Source organism: Frankia casuarinae (assembly GCF_000013345.1).
GTDB lineage: Bacteria > Actinomycetota > Actinomycetes > Frankiales > Frankiaceae > Frankia > Frankia casuarinae.
On sequence record NC_007777.1, the window covers coordinates 1,795,415 to 1,814,857 of the forward strand.

General features: G+C 70.9%; 16 protein-coding genes and 1 pseudogene. 14 read left to right on the forward strand and 3 right to left on the reverse strand.

What is annotated here, in order from left to right:
• Positions 1 to 11: 11 nt before the first annotated feature.
• From FRANCCI3_RS07535 to FRANCCI3_RS07545, 3 genes and pseudogenes are all read left to right on the forward strand, one after another.
• Positions 12 to 248 (forward strand): FitA-like ribbon-helix-helix domain-containing protein, encoded by a 237-nt coding sequence (locus FRANCCI3_RS07535; RefSeq protein ID WP_011435940.1) that lies wholly within the window; start codon positions 12 to 14, stop codon positions 246 to 248.
• The gene (locus FRANCCI3_RS07540; RefSeq protein ID WP_011435941.1) at positions 245 to 646 is read left to right on the forward strand and encodes a type II toxin-antitoxin system VapC family toxin; all 402 of its coding nucleotides are present in this window, start codon (positions 245 to 247) and stop codon (positions 644 to 646) included. The genes FRANCCI3_RS07535 and FRANCCI3_RS07540 overlap by 4 nt, the downstream gene beginning before the upstream one ends.
• Positions 647 to 755: 109 nt before the next feature.
• Positions 756 to 1,036: pseudogene (locus FRANCCI3_RS07545) on the forward strand (hypothetical protein); the annotation flags it as partial.
• Between the two features lie 165 nt (positions 1,037 to 1,201).
• On the opposite strand, the gene FRANCCI3_RS07550 reads toward FRANCCI3_RS07545, so the two are convergent.
• Both FRANCCI3_RS07550 and FRANCCI3_RS07555 read right to left on the reverse strand, forming a co-directional pair.
• The gene (locus FRANCCI3_RS07550; RefSeq protein WP_049761059.1) at positions 1,202 to 1,957 is read right to left on the reverse strand and encodes a 4'-phosphopantetheinyl transferase family protein; all 756 of its coding nucleotides are present in this window, start codon (positions 1,955 to 1,957) and stop codon (positions 1,202 to 1,204) included.
• Between the two features lie 140 nt (positions 1,958 to 2,097).
• A complete protein-coding gene (locus FRANCCI3_RS07555) occupies positions 2,098 to 2,973 on the reverse strand; it encodes a metallophosphoesterase family protein (protein WP_011435944.1) in 876 nt (291 codons plus the stop codon).
• A 217-nt stretch (positions 2,974 to 3,190) separates the two neighbouring features.
• On the opposite strand from FRANCCI3_RS07555, the gene FRANCCI3_RS07560 reads away from it, so the two are divergent.
• Together FRANCCI3_RS07560 and FRANCCI3_RS07565 are read left to right on the forward strand one after the other, a co-directional pair.
• Entirely contained in the window at positions 3,191 to 3,565 is a 375-nt protein-coding gene (locus FRANCCI3_RS07560; protein ID WP_011435945.1) for a YkvA family protein, read from the forward strand.
• On the forward strand, positions 3,555 to 4,262 hold the full coding sequence (locus FRANCCI3_RS07565) for a DsbA family protein (RefSeq protein WP_237704565.1): 708 nt from the start codon (positions 3,555 to 3,557) through the stop codon (positions 4,260 to 4,262). The genes FRANCCI3_RS07560 and FRANCCI3_RS07565 overlap by 11 nt, the downstream gene beginning before the upstream one ends.
• Before the next feature lie 165 nt (positions 4,263 to 4,427).
• Here FRANCCI3_RS07565 and FRANCCI3_RS07570 read toward each other — a convergent pair whose 3' ends face one another.
• A complete protein-coding gene (locus FRANCCI3_RS07570) occupies positions 4,428 to 5,003 on the reverse strand; it encodes a TerD family protein (RefSeq protein ID WP_023840490.1) in 576 nt (191 codons plus the stop codon).
• Positions 5,004 to 5,325: 322 nt separating this feature from the next.
• Between FRANCCI3_RS07570 and FRANCCI3_RS07575 the strand changes: the two genes are divergently transcribed.
• The 9 genes from FRANCCI3_RS07575 (at position 5,326) to FRANCCI3_RS07615 (ending at position 19,369) form a co-directional block, all read left to right on the forward strand.
• A complete protein-coding gene (locus FRANCCI3_RS07575; protein ID WP_369807828.1) occupies positions 5,326 to 5,529 on the forward strand; it encodes a hypothetical protein in 204 nt (67 codons plus the stop codon).
• 298 nt (positions 5,530 to 5,827) lie between these two features.
• On the forward strand, positions 5,828 to 7,072 hold the full coding sequence (locus tag FRANCCI3_RS07580) for a toll/interleukin-1 receptor domain-containing protein (RefSeq protein WP_011435949.1): 1,245 nt from the start codon (positions 5,828 to 5,830) through the stop codon (positions 7,070 to 7,072).
• Positions 7,069 to 8,970 carry a toll/interleukin-1 receptor domain-containing protein gene (locus tag FRANCCI3_RS07585; RefSeq protein ID WP_011435950.1) on the forward strand — a complete coding sequence of 634 codons (1,902 nt, stop codon included), beginning with the start codon at positions 7,069 to 7,071 and terminating at the stop codon, positions 8,968 to 8,970. The genes FRANCCI3_RS07580 and FRANCCI3_RS07585 overlap by 4 nt, the downstream gene beginning before the upstream one ends.
• A 198-nt stretch (positions 8,971 to 9,168) precedes the next feature.
• A complete protein-coding gene (locus FRANCCI3_RS07590) occupies positions 9,169 to 10,020 on the forward strand; it encodes a hypothetical protein (protein WP_011435951.1) in 852 nt (283 codons plus the stop codon).
• A complete protein-coding gene (gene fxsT, locus FRANCCI3_RS07595) occupies positions 10,013 to 13,987 on the forward strand; it encodes an FxSxx-COOH system tetratricopeptide repeat protein (protein WP_023840489.1) in 3,975 nt (1,324 codons plus the stop codon). The genes FRANCCI3_RS07590 and fxsT overlap by 8 nt, the downstream gene beginning before the upstream one ends.
• A gap of 123 nt (positions 13,988 to 14,110) precedes the next feature.
• Complete coding sequence (locus tag FRANCCI3_RS07600; protein ID WP_011435953.1) at positions 14,111 to 15,178, forward strand: hypothetical protein; 1,068 nt, start codon at positions 14,111 to 14,113, stop codon at positions 15,176 to 15,178.
• A 145-nt stretch (positions 15,179 to 15,323) separates the two neighbouring features.
• Positions 15,324 to 17,618, forward strand: a complete 2,295-nt coding sequence (locus FRANCCI3_RS07605) for an HEXXH motif domain-containing protein (RefSeq protein WP_237704566.1) — start codon at positions 15,324 to 15,326, stop codon at positions 17,616 to 17,618.
• A 144-nt stretch (positions 17,619 to 17,762) separates the two neighbouring features.
• The gene (locus FRANCCI3_RS07610) at positions 17,763 to 18,392 is read left to right on the forward strand and encodes a MerR family transcriptional regulator (protein WP_237704567.1); all 630 of its coding nucleotides are present in this window, start codon (positions 17,763 to 17,765) and stop codon (positions 18,390 to 18,392) included.
• Positions 18,392 to 19,369: an aldo/keto reductase gene (locus FRANCCI3_RS07615; RefSeq protein ID WP_011435956.1), complete on the forward strand. Its 978-nt coding sequence runs from the start codon at positions 18,392 to 18,394 to the stop codon at positions 19,367 to 19,369. Before FRANCCI3_RS07610 ends, FRANCCI3_RS07615 begins: the two co-directional genes overlap by 1 nt.
• Positions 19,370 to 19,443: the final 74 nt, after the last annotated feature.

A 19,443-nucleotide genomic window follows, 5' to 3' on the forward strand; every position in this document is an offset into this window, starting at 1 on the left:
AAAATGCTTGCATGGCGACGATTCATGTCCGCGAGGTGCCGGAGGAGACCCTCACCATCCTCAAGGTCCGTGCCGCGCGCGCGGGCCGGTCATTGCAGCAGTATGTGCTGCAGCTGCTGGAGGGCGAGGCGGCGACGCTCACGGCCGAGGAAGCCGCGGACCAGGCCCGATCGATCGCCTCCCGCGGCACGGTGACCGCGACCGACGTCGTGGACGCGATAGCGCGGATGCGCGCGGACCGTGGATGATCGTCCTGGACACCTCCGCGCTGGTGGAGTTTCTGGTCGGCACGGATGACGTCGCCGACGTGGTCCGTGCCCTGGCCACCCGGGAGCGGATCGCCGCGCCGCACGCGGTCGACCTGGAATGCGCCTCGACGCTGCGCGGCCTCGCCCGCGGTGGGAAGCTGCCCGAGGGCGAAGCATCACGTGCCCTGGAACTGCTTGGTCGCATGAACCTGCGACGCTATGGCCACGCCCCGCTCCTCCCCCGGATCTGGGAACTACGCCACAACATGTGGCCCTACGATGCCGCCTACATCGCGCTCGCGGAAACCCTGAACGCCGACCTTGTCACGGCCAACCGGAAACTCGACCGCGTTCCGGGTCTCCGCTGCACCGTCCGTGACCTCCAGAACGGGCCGTGAACGCTCCGACCGGACCCGGCTCGCCTCCAGCCCGAGCCCCAGCCCGGTCAGGTGGGAGTCGAACCATCAGCGTCGGCTTGCGGGGCGTCGGCTGCGGCATGCTACCGGCATGCCTGATTCGCGGATCAGCCTGGCCGATGCCCTGGAACTGAGGCGGACCGGCGACCTGTGGCTGTTCCGCGGCCGCACGGCGGCGGACCGGGCGATCCAGACGACGACCAACAGCCCGGTGAACCATGTCGGCATGGCGGTGGTCGTTGACGATCTTCCGCCGCTGATGTGGCACGCCGAGCTGGGAAATCGTTGCCGGACGTCTGGGCGGGCACGCATCAGCGCGGCGTGCAGTTGCACGACCTGCGTGCGGCGGTGGAGGTCTGGGCACGCCGTTTCCGTTCTGGAGCGGTGACGACCTGCGTCTGTCCGGAGGCTTCGTGCTGGGCGGGGAGATCGTCGTGGACGTGGACGACCCTGCCTAGCGTCGCGTCCGGTGGGTCCGTGCGGCGGCCGTTGACCAGGATTCGGTTCCTTGTCTTTCCAGAGCCTTTCGTGTCCGATTTATCCCTCTGGATAGGCAGGATGCGTCTGGGGGGATGCCGTCGTCATGGGGATGCCGTCCAGGTGCGGCACGGTGATCGCGGTGACCAGCAGGCCGCGGGCCGAGAGCCAACGACCGCCGAAGCCGGTCAGCTCACCGCCGGCCAGCCGTGGTCCCGCCACCAGGAGTTTCGCGGTGAAGGTGCCCCGGGCGGCCGGGCTCGGTGCCGGCGGGCCCATAGGTGCGGTGCCCGGGTGGATCACGAGGGCGGCGTCCCCGAAGCCGAGCCAACGTTCCGCCAACGGGTACCACGCCTTGTAGACAGACTCCTTGGCGCTGAACAGCAGCCGGTCCCAGCAGACGGCCGGGCGGGTGCGGGTGAGGGCCGCGAGCCAGCCCGCCTCGGCGGGAACGGTGATCTCCTTCAGCACCCCGCCGGGTGTGGGCTCGTTCGGCTCGGCGTCGATGCCGATGGTGTGGACCTCCGCCGCCCGGGCCACCGCGGCCGCCCGGTAGCCGGCGCAGTGGGTGATGCTTCCCACCACTCCGTCCGGCCAGCCGGGTGCGCCGCGGGAACCGGGCAGGATCGGCGCCGCCGGAAGTCCGAGCCCCTCCAGCGCGCGATGCGCGCATACCCGGGCGGTGGTGAACTCGCGGCGCCTCTTGTCGACCGCGCGGCTCAGCAGCGCAGCCTCCTCGGGGAATAGCACAGCCGAGGGATCGTCCTCAAACGCCTCGACGGCGACGGCCGCGGCGGGCAGCAGGCTCGCGAGCAGGCGCGGATCCACCCTCTTTACTCCGGTACCCGTTACTCCGGTAGCCGTCCCTGACGTCGAAGCCGGCGCCCCCGGCGGCGCCGAGCCTGCCCCCGGCGCCAATCTCGATCCCGGCGTGGAACTCGATCCTGGCATCGCGCTCAGTCCCGGCGGGCCGGCGGTGCGGGGAAGGGCAGGATCTGCCGTAGCCCGGACCATGGCGTGCCCCACGCCGCGCGTTCCCGAGGGTAGCCCATCGAGACCTCCTCAAAGCGGACGTCGTCGTACCAGGTGGTGCGGGGAATGTGCAGATGACCGTAGACGACAGCGCTGGCCCGGAACCGCGTGTGCCAGTCGGCCGTGCTCGTGGTGCCGCACCACAGCGCGAATGTGGGGTACCGCAGTACCGCGGTGGGCTGACGGACGAGTGGCCAGTGGTTGACGAGCACCGTTGGCATTGTCGGATCGATGTCGCCGAGGCGCGCCCGGGTCTGCGCGACCCGGGCCCGGCACCAGGCGTCGATGGTGGGATACGGGTCCGGGTGCAGCACCCATTCGTCGGTGCATACGATCCCGCTTTCCCGGGCCAGGGCCAGCGCCTCCTCCTTCGTCGCCGTTTCGGCGGGCCGAAAGGTGTAGTCGTAGAGCACGAACAACGGCGCGACGACAACGGGGCCGCCCGCGCCCTCCCAGACCGGATAAGGGTCCTCCGGGGTGACGACGCCCAGCCCGCGGGCGATCTCCACGAGATGCCGGTAGCGTTGTTCGCCGCGCAGCTGCACCGGGTCCTGCTTGGGAGTCCACAGCTCGTGATTCCCCGGCACCCAGACAACCTTCGCGAAACGCCCGCTGAGCTGCTTGAGCGTCGTCTCGATATCGGCGATCGTCTCGGCGACGTCACCGGCGAGGATCAGCCAGTCGTCGGATGATCCGGGTGCGATGTCCTCCACCATCCGCCGGTTCTCGGGGTAGGCGACATGCACGTCACTGACGGCCAGCAGCCGCCCGGGCGAAACCGGGGAATCCGTCCGGGACACAAGGCGAAGCCTACCGGCGCGGCCACCGGCGTGTCCGCCAGATGAAAATGCTGTTCCGGTGTTCGAGATGGCGCCGGGTGGGCATCCTGATCGAGGATCATCGCGAGGGATCGGTGACGATCCCTCGAGGACGACACGATGAGCCGACGGATCCAGCCGATCTTGCGGGAGTGGACAGCGATGAACGACAGCGGGCAGCGATGAGTGGTGGGCAGCGATGAGTGACAGCGTCGGAATCGGGCTGCTCGTCGCCCTCGGGGCTCTCGTCATGATCGTCCTGGCGCTGGCCGTGGCCGCGCTGGTCGCCGTCCGGAAGTACCGGCTGCCGTTGCGGGGCCTCGTGGCGACCCTGGCGGGCCTCGCCTACGTCATCTCCCCGGTGGACGCCGTCCCGGAGATTCCGCTGGGGCCGATCGGCCTGATCGACGACATCACCGTGATCATCGCGACCGTGGTCTACCTGCGTGGCCTGATCGCCGCGCGGCGGGGCCTGGACCCGGCCGGGATCGATCCACCCGGCCGGGCGCCCCACCCGATGCCGCGGCAGCCTCCGCCGCCTCGGGTATCAGGCCGGCGCCGCGGTGCCCGCTGAGCAGGCTGCCGCTGAGCAGGCTGCCGGGGCTGGCTGGAACACCGGGGCTGGCTGGAACATCGGGACCGGCCCCGGTGTTGTCCGCGACATGACTTCTGTCACCTTCGCGATCACCTGGGATTACCGTTGCCCGTTCGCCCGCAACGCACATGAACACGTTTTGACTGGTCTCGCGGCCGGTGCCGACTGGAACGTCACCTTTCTCCCGTTCTCGCTGGGGCAGGCGCACGTGGAGGAGGGGCAACCCACCGTCTGGGAGAAGCCCGAGCAGGACTCCGGGATCCTCGCCCTGCAGGCCGGCGTCGTCGTCCGCGACGAATACCCGGATCTGTTCCCCTCCGCCCACCGGGCGCTGTTCGCGGCGCGTCACGACGAGGGCCGTCACCTGGAGGACCGGGCGGTCATCCAGGAGACGCTCGCGGGGGTGGGGCTGCCCGCCGACGAGGTGCTTGCCCGGGTTGACGATGGCGCTCTCGACAAGGTCCGCGCCGAGCACGAGCAGTACGTCGCCTCGCATACCGTCTGGGGCGTGCCGACCTGGATCGCCGGTGATCAGGCCGTGTTCGTCCGGCTGATGAACCGTGCGCCGCTCGGTGCCGACCCGGCGGGTTCCATCCGTGCGGTGGAGCGCATCGTCGACCTGGTGACCGGTTGGCCCGAGTTGAACGAGTTCAAGCACACGTCCATCCCACGCTGATCTTCCAGGCCGGTTCGGTCCGTCCCGGTACACCCACGGCGCCGGGGACAGCGGCCGCGCCGCCCGCCATTCCCCTGTCGGCGCCCGGCGGTGTCAGACGTTCAAGCCGCGTCAGGTGCCCAGGTCACGTGAGGTGCCCAGGTCACGTGAGGTGCCCAGGCCGCGTCAGACGTCCAGGCCGTAGCTGCGGGCGATCGCAGCCAGGCCGCTGACCCCACCCTGGCCGAGCGCCCGGAAGCGCCAGCCGTCCTGATCCCGGTAGAGCTCACCGAACAACATCGAGGTGTCCCGCGCGGCGGCGGTGGTGAGGTCGTACCGCACCAGCTCGTCATCGGTCGACGCGTTGACGACCCGGATATAGGCGTCGGTCACGTCGCCGAAACTCTGGTGTCGATAGTCGGCGTTATGGATGCTGACCGGGAAGACGATGCGCGTTATTGCACTGGACAGCAGGTCGAGACGCACCTCGATCTGTTCGTCGTCGCCCGCACCCTCACCGGTGAGGTTGTCACCGCGGTGCACGATCTCGCCGCGCGGACTACTGAGGTTGTTGTAGTAGATGAAATAGCTGCGGTTGGGAGCTCGCCCGTCCGCCTGCAGGGCAATGGCGCTCGCGTCCAGGTCGAACTCCTCCGATCCGGGAGCATTCGGATCCCAGCCGAGGCCGACGGTGATGTGCGTCAGGCCGTCGGTGGCTCCGGTGAGCGCGACGCTTCCACCCTTGACGACGTCAATGCCCACGGTTCTCCGATCCCACGACGTTCTCCGGCCCGGCGGCCCCGGCCGGTGCGATGTTCGCGATACGTGACTACCCAAGCACATGAGCGTGTCGCTGGTGCGTGCATCCAGGAGACTGTCCCGACCGGTCTCGGCCGGTCCTGCTGGTCGCGAGCGGCGACGGGTGTCCGACGACCGGTAGCCTACTGGGGAGGAATGGTCACCGACCGATTGGTGTCGGCATCGTTGCGCAGTCTCCAGGATCGTGGCCGGGGACGGAGCGCGGCCACCGGCGGCATCGGCCGGCCCGAATTGGCTAACGTCGGCAACCGTGGATCGACTACCGTTGCTTGTCGGGTCCGGTGACATCGCTCGGGCGCTGGGTCTGACCCGCCAGGCGGTCGACCATCGGCTCCGGATCGATCCGGCCGCGCCGAGCCCGGCCGCGGTGGTAAATCGCACCGCCACCTGGGGCGGGACCCGGATCTGGTGGCGAGCGGAGATTGATCGTTGGCTTCGGCTCGAACCCGAGCACTGGGAAGTGCGCTGAGGGAGGCCGCCGGGAAAACGCGCTGACGGAAATCTGACGGAAAGCAGAGAGGTCCGCCCGGGGCATCCGGTGGCCGGCGGTGGACGTCCACAGAACGTGGGACGTGGAACGTGGGACGTGCTCGATGGACCGGCCTACCCGCCACGTCCGTGTTGAACGATCGTTGTTGAACGATCATTGAGGAAACCGGGCGGGTGGCCATCGCCATGCCGCCGGTCGGCTGATAGCGTCTGATGCCACCGTCCGCCGGGTGACGGTAGGTTCGGGGGCGCATGGTGCTGGCTTTTGAGGGTACCCGATGAAGAACTACTTCTTCATCTCCTATGCGGCAGATGAGGATCGGCGCTGGGTGCAGCGCTTTCACGCCGATCTCGAGTACGAGCTGCGGGTTCAGGTCGGCTCCGCGGTGGGCGGAATCCTGGACACCCGTCCGCGTCCCGGCATGGACGCCGACCTGGCCCTGGCCGCCGGCGCCGGCGGAACCCGCGTGATGGTGGCGCTCTGTTCCGATCCCTTTTTCAGGGACGCCTGGTGCGGGCGCGAGTGGGAGGTCTTCCACTCGCGCATCGAAAATTTCAGCAAGGCCGGTGCGACCAGACTGGAGGACGGTTTCCTCCGGGTGCTGTGGCGTCCGACGCAGGATCCCGTCCCGGCGGTCGCGACGAGGGATCTCGCGGACGCGAGCGCGGGACTCCCCGACACCTATCGCCAGCGCGGCCTGCTCTGGATGATGCGCAAGATGCTGCTCGGGGCGGGCGGGTACTACTGGTTCGTCCGCATGCTCGCGGCGCGGATCGTCGCGGCCCAGCAGATCACCCTGGACCCGGTGCCCGACCTCGCGGTGCGCCGCGCCGCCGCGGCCTTCGGCTCCCACCCCGGCTCGTCCGGGGACCCGTCGGAAGCGATGCCCCCCTTCCTTCCGCTGGCCGGGTCCGTGAACGGGAACGGGAACGTGAACGGGAACGGGAGAGCCGGTTTCCGGACCCACGGCGACGGCGACGAGGCGCGGCGCGCGGCTTCGATCGGGACGGCACCCCCCGTGCCCACGCCGACTACCACCTCCCGCCGAACCACGCCGCCGGTGGCGTCTGACGTACCGTCGCCGCAGACGCCGCTGGCGGAGGTCTCCCGTCTGGTCGCCATCAGCTACGTCGGCGCCGACCAGGAGTGGGCGGACTGGCTCGAATACCTGCTGCGCCGCGGCTCCCACCGGGTCGTGCAGGTCAGATGGGCGCAGAGTAGAGGTGAGCGGCTGGCCGAGACGGTTGACCGCATCGCCGCGCGCCGGCCGGATGTCACCGTGGCCCTGCTGTCGCGGCACTACCGGCCGCCCCGCCCGGAGAACCCCGGCGAGACCGAGATCGAGGCGTGGGAGCGGCTGGGGCTGGCGGGACCGCTCGAGAATCAGGTCATCCGGGCGGTCATCGACCGCGAACCGTTACCCGAGCCGCTGCGGACGCTGCCGAAGCTGGATCTGAGCCGGTTCGAGCCGACCGCGGTCGACGGACTGCTGGCGGGGATACGGGCGGGAGCCCGGCGATGAACGCCTACGCCCGGCCCGGTCGTCGGCCCGGCGATGCGCCCCCGGTGTGGCGCAGCCGCCGGGAGAACGAGCTGTTCGCCGGTCGCGACGACGAGCTGGAACGCATCTGGGACGGCCTGACCCGGCATCGGCGGGTGGTGCTGGTGCCGGAGGGGGACCAGTCCGACATCGGGGAGACCGAGCTCGCCGGCGAGTACCAGCATCGGTTCAAGCTGCGCTACGACGTCTCGTGGTGGGTGGACTGCTCGACGACCGCCGCCGTCCCCGGGCAGATCGGCGAGCTCTACGAGCGGGCCCGCACCGAACTTCCCGGCCCCCCTCCGGGCGCGGCCGACGCCGGGCCGGAGTCCACCGCGGGATGGTTGGTCATCTTCGCGGGTGTGGGCAGTCCGGACGAGGTGGCGGAGTTCCTGCCCGACGGCGAGGCGCATGTGATCATCATCGCCGACCGCGCCGTGGGCGCCTGGCGGGACCGGACGATGCCCATCGGGCCATTGCGTCGTCGCGAGTCGGTCATGCTGCTCACCAGCGCGGCGCCGATGGTCGACCCGGCCACCGCCGCCCAGCTGGGGGAGTTGGTCGGACACCGGCCCGCCCTGCTCGCGGAGATCGCCGGGTACCTGATCCGCGAGGCGGTCGTGTCGCCGGAACTGTGTCGGCGCCTGCTGGAGATGGCGGCGTCGCGGCCGACGCCGGCCGTCCGGGACGCCGCCGGCGGTGACCAGTCGTCCCGGGCCCAGGCGATGCGTGGTTCCGGAACCCCCGCCGGGGCCGCGTCCGGGGCCGCGTCCGGGGCCGCAGCCGGGGCCGGGGCCGCCGTCATGGTCGCAGGCGAGGTACGTGACCCGGTAGGGCGCAACGCGGCGCGGGCACCATCGATTCCTGTGATCAACAAGCACGGCTGGCCCCCCCGGGAGGTCGACGAGCTCGTCGCGGCCCTGATGCGGGTGGAGTACATCGCTGACCTGGCCGGTTTCGACCACTGGTTCGACGAGCTGACACGGATCCTCGGTCGCACGATCGCGCTGACCTCCCCGGTCGTCGCGGTCCGCCTGACCACGCTGGTCAGCGAGGCGGTCGGCCAGCCCGATCCCGGCATGCTCGACGCCTTGCTGCAGGCCCTCGACCTGGTCGCGCCGCGCGACGACCGGTCCGTCGTGGACTTCCGGCGCTTGGTGACCGAGCTGCAATCCCACTGGAGCGGCGCGGGCTCGGCGCTGCCCGGCATGTCATCACCGGTGCCCGCCTACCAGCTTCCCTCCTGGCCACCGCTGCTGTCTGGAGTGCCCTCCTCACCCCCGCCCAGCCACGGGCCGTCGGGCACCCCGACCTACTACTTCTTCACCAGCCACGCGCACCGCGACGACCGGGATCGCGTGGCCATCTTCCATCGGGAGCTCGAGCTGGAGCTGCGCCGCAAGGTCCGGCGCCGGATCCGGCCGACGGGATTCTTCGACGCCGACCGGCTGGGCGGCGGGGAGCACTGGCCGACCTCGCTGCGCGACGCGGTGCGCACGGCTCCGGTGCTGGTCGCGCTGTGGTGTGACGACTACTTTGAGAGCGACTGGTGCGGCCGGGAGTTCGGCGTTTTTCAGGAACGTATCCGCCGGGCGACCAAGCCGGGCGGGAACCCGCCGTCCGGGATCATTCCCGTGCCCTGGCTGCGGCGGGACGCCGAGGTACCCGAGGCGGCCCGTGAACTCCACATCGCGCATATGGAGCTTGGTCGTCAGTATGACAACCTTCCGGTCCTGGATTTGATGCGCCATCCCGCCGCCTTCGCGGAGTATGTAAGTCTGCTGGCCTACCGGGTCATGGATGTCGCTCGCGACCAGCTGCCGCCGTTGGACGCCGAGGTGACGGAGCTCGTCCGTTCCCCGTTCCACCATCAGCCGTGAGCTGCACGGAGCCGTGATGAGCTGCACGAACACCCCACGGCCGGCACCCGGCGGCAGCGCGCCGCGACCGTCCCGCCGTACCCGGATCCCCGCGGTGAAGAATGTGGTCCGACCTGTGCGAGCTGCCGTGGACGTGGGAGGCCCGGGTGCGATGGTAGGGCAGAGGCCCTGCGCCGAAAAACGGCGTGAGGGGGACCTGTGACACCGTTCTTTCTGGTCCATCACGCGCTCGCCGGCGGTGACAGCAGCTATGTCGAACGTTTCTTCGGAGATGTACAGAATGCGGTTTACGAGCGCCTCGGCTATCGTGAGGTGTTCACTGGCGAGGCGGCCGGCGCGGCGGAGTCCTCGCCGGCGACGGGGGGCCGCTCCAATCCCGATGCGCTCCTGGCGCCGGTGATGGTGGCGCTGTACTCGGACGCCTACTTCACCGACCACCAGTGCCTGCTGGAGTGGTCGCTGTTCCGGGAACGGCTGCGGTGGCACCACCATTTCACCGGTCGGAGCTCTCCGGCGCTGGTCGGTGTTCCCTGGTCCATCCGATCGGTACCCGTGCCGGCTCAGATCGCGGAGGCGGGGATGCTTGTCGGCGACTTCGGCGCGGGCTACACGGCGAGCGGCGCGTTGCAGCTGATCCGGACCGGTTCCGCCTCGGTCTGGTACCAGCAGTTGACCGAACGGGTCAGTGAACTGATCGTGCGTGCCCGCGGCGACGAGCCGCCGGCACTGTCCACGCGTGACGTGGAGTTCGTCGAGCGGTCGGGGCGGACGGACTGGGTGTCGGCCGGTCGGGGCCGGGGCACCCGCTGGTCTGCCGGCAGCTCCGCGACGCTGCTGATCCCGCCGGCTCCCCTGGTCCCCCTGGCCTCGACGGTTCGCACGGCTCCAACCCCGGCGGCTCCAACCCCGGCGGCCATGGCTTCGGCGGCCATGGCTCCGGCCCGAGTCGGTGGCCGGGAGCGTCGATGGCGGATGGCCGATCCCGAGCACACCCGTCGACCCATCCTGCGTCGTGCCGGCGCCGCCGAACTGGACGATGACGATGACTGAACTTTCCGAGCAACCACCGGAACTTTCCAGGCAACCACCGGAACCGGCGGGTCACGACACGCCGGGCGGGCGCGCCGGCAGGCCGGCGCAGATCATCACCTTCTACTCCTACAAGGGCGGTTCGGGGCGCACGATGGCACTGGCGAACGTCGCCTGGCTGCTCGCCGCCTCGGGTAAGCGGGTTCTCACCGTCGACTGGGATCTGGAGTCTCCCGGCCTGCACCGGTATTTCCGCCCGTTTCTGCAGAACAGGGAGCTGGACTCGAGTGACGGCGTCACCGAGATGCTCCAGGGTTTCATCCGGGAGATCGACCGGCTCCAGGACGCGCCGCCGTCGACATCCGCGGAGCAGGCCTCCGTGCCGGACGCCGACGCGGTGCGCGAGATCATCGCCCTGCACGGCGACTTCCGGCACAACATCGAGACCATCGAGTGGCCCGGGTTCCCGGGCGTCGGACGGATCGACTTCCTCGGTCCCGGCCGGCAGACGTCCACGAGCGCGGTGCTGGTGGCCACGGTGCCCTGGTCGACGCTGTTCGAGGACGCCGACGGCCGGGCGTATTTCGCCGCGCTGCGTGAGCGCATGCGGTTCGCCGACTACGACTACGTCCTCATCGACAGCCGGACCGGCACCTCGGACGCGGCCGGCGTCTGCACCCAGCTCCTGCCGGACACCGTCGTCATCGGATTCGCGCTGAACAACCAGTCCATCGACGGCGGCGCCGGGGTGGCCCGCGAGATCCGTAACAGCAAGCGGGACATCCGGGTGCTGCCCGTCCCGATGCGGGTCGAGGACACCGAGCAGCGCAAGCAGGAACTGCGCCGCCGCGCGGCGTTCCACGCCTTCCGCCCGGTGTTGGCCGACCTGTGCGGTTCCGACCCGGAGGCACAGCGGAGCTTTCTGATCGGCCTGGAGATCCCCTACAAGGCGGTCTACGCCTACGAGGAGGTCCTGGCGGCCTTCCAGGAGGATCCCGCCAGCCGGCTCGGCGTCCAGGCCGCCTACCGGATGCTCGCCGGAGAGCTTGCCGGCGCCCCGATCGATGCGCGCCCCGTCCCGCCACAGGATCGGGAGCGGGTGCTGCGGGACTTCGAGCAGTACGGACCGCCCGCTCCGCGGTCGGTGGCGATCTTTGGGGCGCCCGAGGACCGGCCCTGGGCGGACTGGCTGGTGTCGGTGCTGGGAGCCACCGGGGTGCGGATCCGACCGCTGCCCCCGATGGCGCTGACCCCCGCCGACTTCCCCGCCGTCGAGTCACTGATCGTGATCGGATCACCGCATCTGGGCCCGGACACCCCGGGTGAGTCCCTGGTGCGCGAGCAGATCCAGACCCGGATCCGCCAGCGCGGCTCGCGGGCGGGGGTGGTGGTCGTCGAGGTGGGTTCGATGCGGCTCGACTCCGCCTACCATGGAGCCGAGATCATCTCCCTGCCCGCGCGGAACGAGCGGGACGCGGGGGTCGTGGTCCTCGAAGGGCTGGGGCTGCCCGTTCCGCGGGCCCGACTCGACGACCTGCGGGTGGTCGCACCCCGGTACCCGGCCCGCCGGCCCCGCTTCTGGTCGGTGCCGGCCAGGTTCGCCCAGCCGTTCGTCGGACGGCACGCGGTGCTGGACGAGCTGCGCGACCGGCTGCTGCCGGGGGGCCGACCGAGCGGGCTGTGTCCCCTGCTCGGCCCGGACGGCGTCGGGAAGAGCGCCATCGCGGCCGAGTACGCGCACCGGTTCGACTCCGACTACGACATCGTGCACTGGATCTCGGCGGGTGACGCCGCCTCGGTCCGGGCGGGCCTGCGCGACCTCGCCGAGCGGCTGCGTCCCGGCAGCGACGTCCCGGACGCGCAGCGTTCCCCGAGCGAGCAGCTCGAACGGGTCGCCCTGGACGCGCTGCGCCAAGGCGACCCCTCGGCGCGCTGGCTGCTTGTCTACGACGGCGCCGCCGACCCGCGGACGCTGGCCGGGCTGTTGCCCGTCCCGACCGGCAACGGCCATGTCCTGCTGACTTCGGCGGATCCGGCCTGGGACAGTGAACCCGGCGCGTTGTGGGTGGACCCGTTCACCCCGGCCGAGAGCCGGGCGTTCCTGCGCCGGTGGCTGCCCGAGGTCGGTGAGGACCGGCTGGCGACGATCGCCGAGCGGCTACGGCATCAGCCGTCGGGCCTGCGCACTGCGGTCGGGCGGCTTCGCCAGGACCGGCGGGGAGTGCCGGTTGACGATCGTGCCGTCGACGCCTACCTCACCCAGCTCGCCGGGGTCGCACCCGAGCAGGCAACCTGGACGGTGTCGTTCGAGACCCTGCGCACCAGCGACCGCGCGACCCGGCGGGCGGCGGCCCGGCTGCTGGAACTGTGTGCCTTCCTGGCCCCGCAGGGCGTGCCGCTCGCCCTGCTGGAATCCCCGGTGATGCTGCGCCATCTCGCCGAGGCGGTGGGGGACGACGCGATCGCCGACCCGACCGTGCTGCCCGAGCTGTGGGCGGAGATCCGCAAGCCCCGGCTGGCCGAAGTCGACACCGTACCCGACGGTCAGTTCCGCCTCGCCGCGCGCTGGCAGCGGCTCCTCGTCGAACGGATGCAGCCCGCCGAGCGGACCGCCGCCCGCGAGGCGGTGCTCGGCATCTTCGCGGACATCGCCGCGGCCGCTCCGCGGCCCTCGGCCGCCGCGGGCTGGCCGATCTACCGGATGCTGGAGGGTCAGATCCTGGCCTCCGAGGCGATGGAGAGCCCGGCACCCAAGGTTCGGCAGTGGCTGGTGTCCCAGGTGTATGTGATGTGGCGGTCCGGCCGGCTGGAGTTGGGCCGCGGCATCGCCGAGGATGCGTTGCGCAGATGGCGCGACCTGTTCGGAGCGGACGACCCGCTGACCCTGCGGATGGCCGCCCACCTGGCCATGGTGCTCCGCGGTCTGGGACGGTTCCAGGAGGCGTACGACCTGAACACCGACACCCTCGCCCGCCAGCGCCGCCACCTGGGCATTTTCCATCGCCACACATTGATCACCGCGATGAGTTACGGCATCGACATCCGGGAGCTCGGCCGGTACGCCGAGGCAGCCGCGGAGGAGAGCAGCACCCTGGTCGGTTTCCGCGACCGGCTCGGCGACAACCACCTCGACACCCTCATGGCCGCGAGCAACCTCGCGCTGTCCACCTTCCTGGACGGGCGGGCCCGCGAGGCGCTCCACCTGAGCCTGGACACCATGGCGCGGCTACGCCTGGCGGGGGCCGAGGGCACCTCGCAGTTCTGGTGGCTGCAGGCGCGGGCCGGGATCTGCCATCGGGAGCTGGGCGAGCTGGAGCAGGCGGAGCGGTTGCTGCGGGAGGCCGCGACCAACCTCGCCGGCATCGAGGGGGCGACGACGCACCTGACCCTGCGCTGCAACAAGCATCTCGCGGTCGTCCTGCGCCTGCGGGGCAGCCCGGACGCGGCGAGCCGCCTCGCCGGTGAGACGCTCGAGCGCTACACCGAGATCTACGGGGCGTCCGACCTGGGCACCCTGGCCTGCCTGCTGAGCCGTGCCGGCCATCTGCACGCGCTGGGCGAGCACCACCGGGCGTCCGTCGAGGCCGAGTCGTGCCTGCGGGAGTACGAACGTCTCCACGGCCCCGAGCATCCGTTCACGAACATCTGCCGCTCGGATCTGTCCATCTACCTGCGCGCGGACGGGCGGCTGGCGGAGTCCCGCGCACTGGCCGAGCAGGCCCACCTCACGCTGGTCGACGAGCTCTACCAGCACCACCCGTTCGCGCTGGCCGCCGGGGTGAACCACGCCGCGAGCCTGGCGGCCCTCGGCGAGACCGAGGCGGCCCGGGCGCTGGACGAGGATCTGTTGCGCGAATCCGAAATGTCACTGGACAGCAGCCATCCCTACCTCCCGATAATGCGGGAGAACCTGGCGGTCCTCACCGGCAGGCAGGCCGGCGGTGGGCGTGGCCATCGAGAAGTCGACATCGACATCTCCAGCATCTGAGTAGCGTGATGAGGTCGAGCGACGAGTGCACAGTGGCAATCCGCCGGCGGCCGGTCCGCCCGGACCGGGGTTTCCGGTCCGGCGTCGGCCGCCACCCGCCGGGAGCGGCAGAAGGATGAGCTGATGGTGACTGTTCCTGATGATGTTGTCGAACCCCGCATCGTCACCGCGCCGCATGTCGGCGACGAATACAACGGCATCCGGCAGAAGTTCCGCGGGACGGTGGCTGTCACGGGTGCCCAGTATCTCGAGTACTACGTCCACGGATTGCCGACGGTGTCGGCCGATCTTCTGCACCATCCGCGGCTGGCCGACTGTTTCCGTGGTTCACGCACGGTGGAACGGGCCCGCCGGGACTACGAGATCATCGGCCGGCAGCTAAACCACCGGATGACGGAGCTGAACACCTCGCTGGCCGCTCTCGCCAACGGGCGGCTAATCCGGACGGTCTTCGCCGCGCAGGACCGGGCGGTGCTCTACTTCGACGTCGACGAGGGGCAGTACATCGTCGGGGTCTCCCTCGGCGCGGACGCCATCGAGTCCGCTGACCTGACGCTCTCGCGGACCGCGACGGAAATCCGGGCGGCCCGGGGGATCGGCGACCCCAACTACGGCGGCTATCACCGGGGGGACGGCACGTTCCTTCCGTCGCCCACCCGCGCCGACGGTAGCCCGGACACCGGCTCTCATCCATTCGTGTCGTTGCCGAGGCCGTCGGCGCCGGTGTTCGCCAATCCCTGGGCATCGCTGATCAAACGGCGTTGGTCACCCGCCGGGGACTCGCGGGAGGAGGAGTTCCAGGCCCAGGCCGTCAGCGTCCTGAAGCCCGGTGACCTCCAGTACATGGCCCTGGTGCGCGGCGGCACGGTGAGCGCCGCCGACCTGATGGACCACGACGACCTCAACGAATTCTTCGTCGGTCTGAGCCGGGAGGCCCGCCGGGAGGGTCTCGTCAAGGTCGCCGCCAAGTTCCTCGCCCTGAGCGATCTGCTCGACGGTCTGCTGCGATCGGTCCTGAACCGCCGATTGACCCGCACCGTTCTCGACGTGGAGAAGGGTGCGCTGTACTTTCATCGCCTCAGCCGTGACGAGTTCCTGATGGGCGTCACCCTGGATCAGCGTCGGGTGTCCGAAGCCGACCGCCGCTTCCAGCTGCTCGTCCGCCGACTGACGGCTTCGTACGGCTGTTGAAAGGCGCCGGATGACGCCAGGCGAATCCCGTCGATGGACGGGATCATTGTCGATGTCCTCGCGTATTCTTCGTCGAGCAGGTCCCCGCGTCGCGCCGACGCGTACCCGTTGGTGGGGAGGCCCCACATTCATGGCCCACGATCTGATGCCCGTGCCGTCCGGTCTGGTGGATCTCTGCGAGGTCGACGTCGACCGGCTTGCCTCCCTCGCGGGTCCACCCTCGGGAGAATGGCAGCGCTGGATCGCCGCCTGGATCGGCTACCCGGGCAGGCCGCTGCCCGGGGACGTAGCTCTGGCCCTGGGCGGGGATCTGGACCTGACCGACTACCTGCCCAGGACCACATCCTTCGGGGAGATGCCGGACGGCACCGACCCCCCGAAGCCGCCGCGTCTGCCCGGGGCCGCCGCCTGTTCGGGCGGACGGCCCGCGTCCGGTGGCGCCATGACGTCGGGTGGCGCCATGACGTCGGGTGGCGCCATGACGTCGGGTGGCGCCATGACGTCGGGTGGCGCCATGACCCACGCCTCTCGGCGGCTCGTCCGTCCTACCGGATCCGCCCGTCGGGTGGTCTCCCCACCCGTCGCCCGGCATCGGATCACCCCGAGGGACATCGAGGCCGTGGCGGGCGGGTCGCCGGGTGCCGCACCGCTGCGCGAGCTGCTGCGGGGTCAGATCAGCAAACGGATGCTGATGCTGTGGGCGTTGCTGCGCGGCCTTGAGAACGCCGACCTCGACGACGCGACGCGCACCTGCGTAGATGAGGCGCTGCGGGTGCTCGGGGACGCTCAGCGGCGGGCCCGCGACGCCGTCCACGACCTGCTCCTGCACCCGACGATCGGGACCTGGCTCGCCGGCAGCCTGCGGCGGTGCTGGCAGGGGTCGGCCGGACCCGACCTCGACCGCCTCGGTTATGTGGGTGGGATCGCGGTGGCCGCCGCCCTGCGGGCCCGGATGCCGTGCCGGGTGCCGGTGCGGATCATCGACGGGCTGGTGTCGATCCCCACGATGGGCGTCGTCGGGTCGGGGGCCACGAGCGGTTGGGGCGTCGCGCACGTGTCCGACCGGCGGGTGACGCTGCGTGGCAGCGCCGGGTGGGGACCGGCCGGTGGTGACGGCTGGACTCCGGCGCGCATGCTGTCGAGCACTGTCGACGGTCACCGAATCGCACTGACGCTGGAGGACACCGACCCGTTCCGGGCCGCGGACACGCTTCCCCTGCCCGTCGCCGCGCGCTGCGACGAGGCGGCGGCCCGGTGGCAGCGCCTGCTCGACGGCGCCTGGAGTGTGCTCGCGGGCGACGACGGGGTGCGGGCGGAGGAGGCCGCCGCGGTCCTGTCGGCGCTGGTCCCGTTGCGTGAGGTCCCGGACCGGCCCGGCACCGGCGTCACCGTGATCGACGCGCTCGGCGCGCTGATGGTCAGCCCGCCGACCGACGCGCTGTGGCTTGCCATCACCGTCGTGCATGAGGCGGCGCACACCAGACTGGAGATGCTGAGCGATCTTGCGCCCCTGGTCGGCCCGCACGACGGCTCCGTGCACTACGCTCCCTGGCGGCCCGACCCCCGGCCACTCGCCCCGCTGCTGCACGGCGCCTTCGCCTTCGCCCAGATCGCGGCCTTCTGGGCGGGGCGGTGGGCCCGGGACGGCGCCGGGTCGGATCTGGGCGCGGCGTACGAGTTCGCCTGGTGCCGGGACGCGGTCTCGGCGGTGCTGCCCGTGCTGCGGGATGCGGCCGGGCTCACCGAGGCGGGCCGCCGGTTCGTCTCGGCCATGGGCGCCAGGATCGACGTCTGGATCGCCGCCGACCTGCCGATCGCGGCCACTACCACAGCCGCCACCGTGCTGCGCGACGTCGCCGTCGTCTGGCGGCTGCGTAACCGCCGGCCCGACCGCGACCACATCGAGAGATGGGCGCGGGACTGGGCTGCCGGTCGGCCCTGCGGACGGCCGGTAGCGCCGTCGTCCCGCCTCGTCCCCCAGACCGAGCCGTACAGCCCGCACCGCCACGCCCGGCAGGCACTGACCTCGCTGCGGTTCGCCATGCCCGACCGGTTCGCCGGGCTCGCTGGTTCTGCCGGGCTCGATCCGGCGGCCTGGCCCGTCAACGCGACCCTCGGAGACCTGCTCTACGTGCGCGGAGACCTCGGCCGCGCGGCCGAGGAGTTCCGCCGGGAGCTGCAGGCCCGTCCGGGGCGGGCGGAGTCGTTCGCGGGGCTGGCCCTGGTGCTGGCCAGACGGGCCGGGGGACTGGAGCGCCGGCTCTACCTCGACCACCCCGAGGCGTTGCTGGCCCTGAGCGTCCGGATCAGGGAGCTGACCGGCTCCACCCCTGACCCGCGCACGCTCGCGCGGTGGATCGCGGCGGGAGGCCCCGGTTACCCGGATCGCTCGTGGCGATCTCTCAAGACGAGGCCGCTACCGGTCGGTGCCCGGCGATAACCCGACGGCGGGGATGCCGGCTGGGATGCCGTCCCGCCGGCCGCATCCCGCTCCGTTCGCGATGACGCATTCGGCGAATCCGGAACAGCGAGTTTCCGCGGGCCGCGTTGACTTCGTGCGCACTCCAAGTCCTAACGTCTTCGTATGGCCACGATCGAGGCGCTCACGGTGACGCCGTCTCCGGCCGTGACGCCGTCTCCGGCCGTGACGCCGTCTCCGGCCGTGACGCCGTCTCCGGCCGTGACGCCGTCTCCGGCCGTGACGCCGTCTCCGGCCATGGTGGCGGAGCCGGATCAGGGCTGGTGCGCGCGGTTGGACCCGGCGGTCCGCCCGGATGGATGCGACCGGTCCGTTGATCCGTTCGCGGTCGGTCCGGGGGGTGCACCAGAGGCCGCCGGGACCCTCACGATCGCCGAGGCCGCCGCGGCCACCGGAGTCAGCGCGCACACGCTGCGGTACTACGAGCGGGCGGGGCTGATGCGGGACCCGGTCGCCCGTGCCTCGTCGAGCCATCGGCGCTACACCGTCGAGGACGTCCGCTGGGTCACGTTCCTGACCAAGCTGCGGCTCACCGGCATGCCGATCCGGGAGATGGCGCGCTACGCCGAACTGGTGCGCGCCGGGGAGGGGAACGAGGCGGAGCGTCTCGCCCTGCTGACCGAGCATCGCCGCCGGGTCCTGGCGCGCCTCGACGAGGTGCAGCGCAACCTCACCGCCATCAACGTCAAAATCAGCATTTATCAGGACATCTACCAGGAGAGGGTCGTCCGCTGATGCGCAGGGTCGCACTAGGAAGCCAGGGCCTGGAGGTCTCCGTCCAGGGTCTGGGCTGCATGGGAATGTCGGAGTTCTACGGCGCTGGCGACGACGCCGAGTCGGTCGCCACCATCCACCGGGCGCTCGACCTCGGGGTGACGCTGCTGGACACGGCGGACATGTACGGCCCGTACCGCAACGAGGAACTCGTGGGGCGGGCGATCGCCGGCCGCCGGGACGAGGTGGTGCTGGCCACCAAGTTCGGCATCATCCGTGACCCCGCCGACCCGACGGCGCGGGGGATCAACGGCCGTCCGGAGTACGTGCGCTCGGCCTGCGACGCATCCCTGCGTCGCCTCGGCGTCGACCACATCGACCTGTACTACCAGCACCGGGTCGACCCGAAGACGCCGATCGAGGATACCATCGGCGCGATGGCCGAGTTGGTCAGCGCCGGCAAGGTGCGCTACCTCGGGCTCTCGGAGGCGGCACCGGCCACCATCCGTCGTGCCCACGCCGTCGCCCTGATCACGGCCCTGCAGACCGAGTACTCGATCTGGTCCCGCGAGCCGGAGGCCGAGATCCTGCCGACCCTGCGGGAACTCGGCATCGGGTTCATCTCCTACAGCCCGCTCGGGCGTGGCTTCCTGACCGGCACCTTCCGCTCGGCCGCGGACTTCGCCGCCGACGACTTCCGCCAGCACCTGCCGCGGATGCACGGCGACAACTTCGACGCCAACCTCGCCGTGCTCGCCGAGATCGAGAAGCTTGCCGCGGAGAAGAACGTGACCCCCGCGCAGCTCGCGCTGGCGTGGGTGCACCACCAGGGCGACGACGTCGTGCCGATCCCCGGCACGAAGCGGCGCCGCTACCTGGAGTACAACGTCGCAGCCACCAGCATCACGTTGACGGCCGCCGAGGCGGAGCGGTTGGGTGCGGCGGGGGCGGGCGTGGCGGGCCCCCGCTATCCCGACATGTCATCCGTCAACGGATAGCGAGGCCCGGTCGAGTCCGCCGCGGTGGCGGGTGCCGCGCCGCCCGATTCCCCGATGGTGGCGGGGGAGCCGTG

Excerpts from the sequence above, each read along its gene's own strand:
- FRANCCI3_RS07610 (WP_237704567.1), top strand. The coding sequence starts at position 17,763 with ATGGCCACGATCGAGGCGCTCACGGTGACGCCGTCTCCGGCCGTGACG.
- FRANCCI3_RS07585 (WP_011435950.1), top strand. The coding sequence starts at position 7,069 with ATGAACGCCTACGCCCGGCCCGGTCGTCGGCCCGGCGATGCGCCCCCG.
- FRANCCI3_RS07540 (WP_011435941.1), top strand. The coding sequence starts at position 245 with ATGATCGTCCTGGACACCTCCGCGCTGGTGGAGTTTCTGGTCGGCACG.
- FRANCCI3_RS07605 (WP_237704566.1), top strand. The coding sequence starts at position 15,324 with ATGCCCGTGCCGTCCGGTCTGGTGGATCTCTGCGAGGTCGACGTCGAC.
- FRANCCI3_RS07615 (WP_011435956.1), top strand. The coding sequence starts at position 18,392 with ATGCGCAGGGTCGCACTAGGAAGCCAGGGCCTGGAGGTCTCCGTCCAG.
- FRANCCI3_RS07580 (WP_011435949.1), top strand. The coding sequence starts at position 5,828 with ATGAAGAACTACTTCTTCATCTCCTATGCGGCAGATGAGGATCGGCGC.
- FRANCCI3_RS07535 (WP_011435940.1), top strand. The coding sequence starts at position 12 with ATGGCGACGATTCATGTCCGCGAGGTGCCGGAGGAGACCCTCACCATC.
- FRANCCI3_RS07600 (WP_011435953.1), top strand. The coding sequence starts at position 14,111 with ATGGTGACTGTTCCTGATGATGTTGTCGAACCCCGCATCGTCACCGCG.
- fxsT (WP_023840489.1), top strand. The coding sequence starts at position 10,013 with ATGACTGAACTTTCCGAGCAACCACCGGAACTTTCCAGGCAACCACCG.
- FRANCCI3_RS07560 (WP_011435945.1), top strand. The coding sequence starts at position 3,191 with ATGAGTGACAGCGTCGGAATCGGGCTGCTCGTCGCCCTCGGGGCTCTC.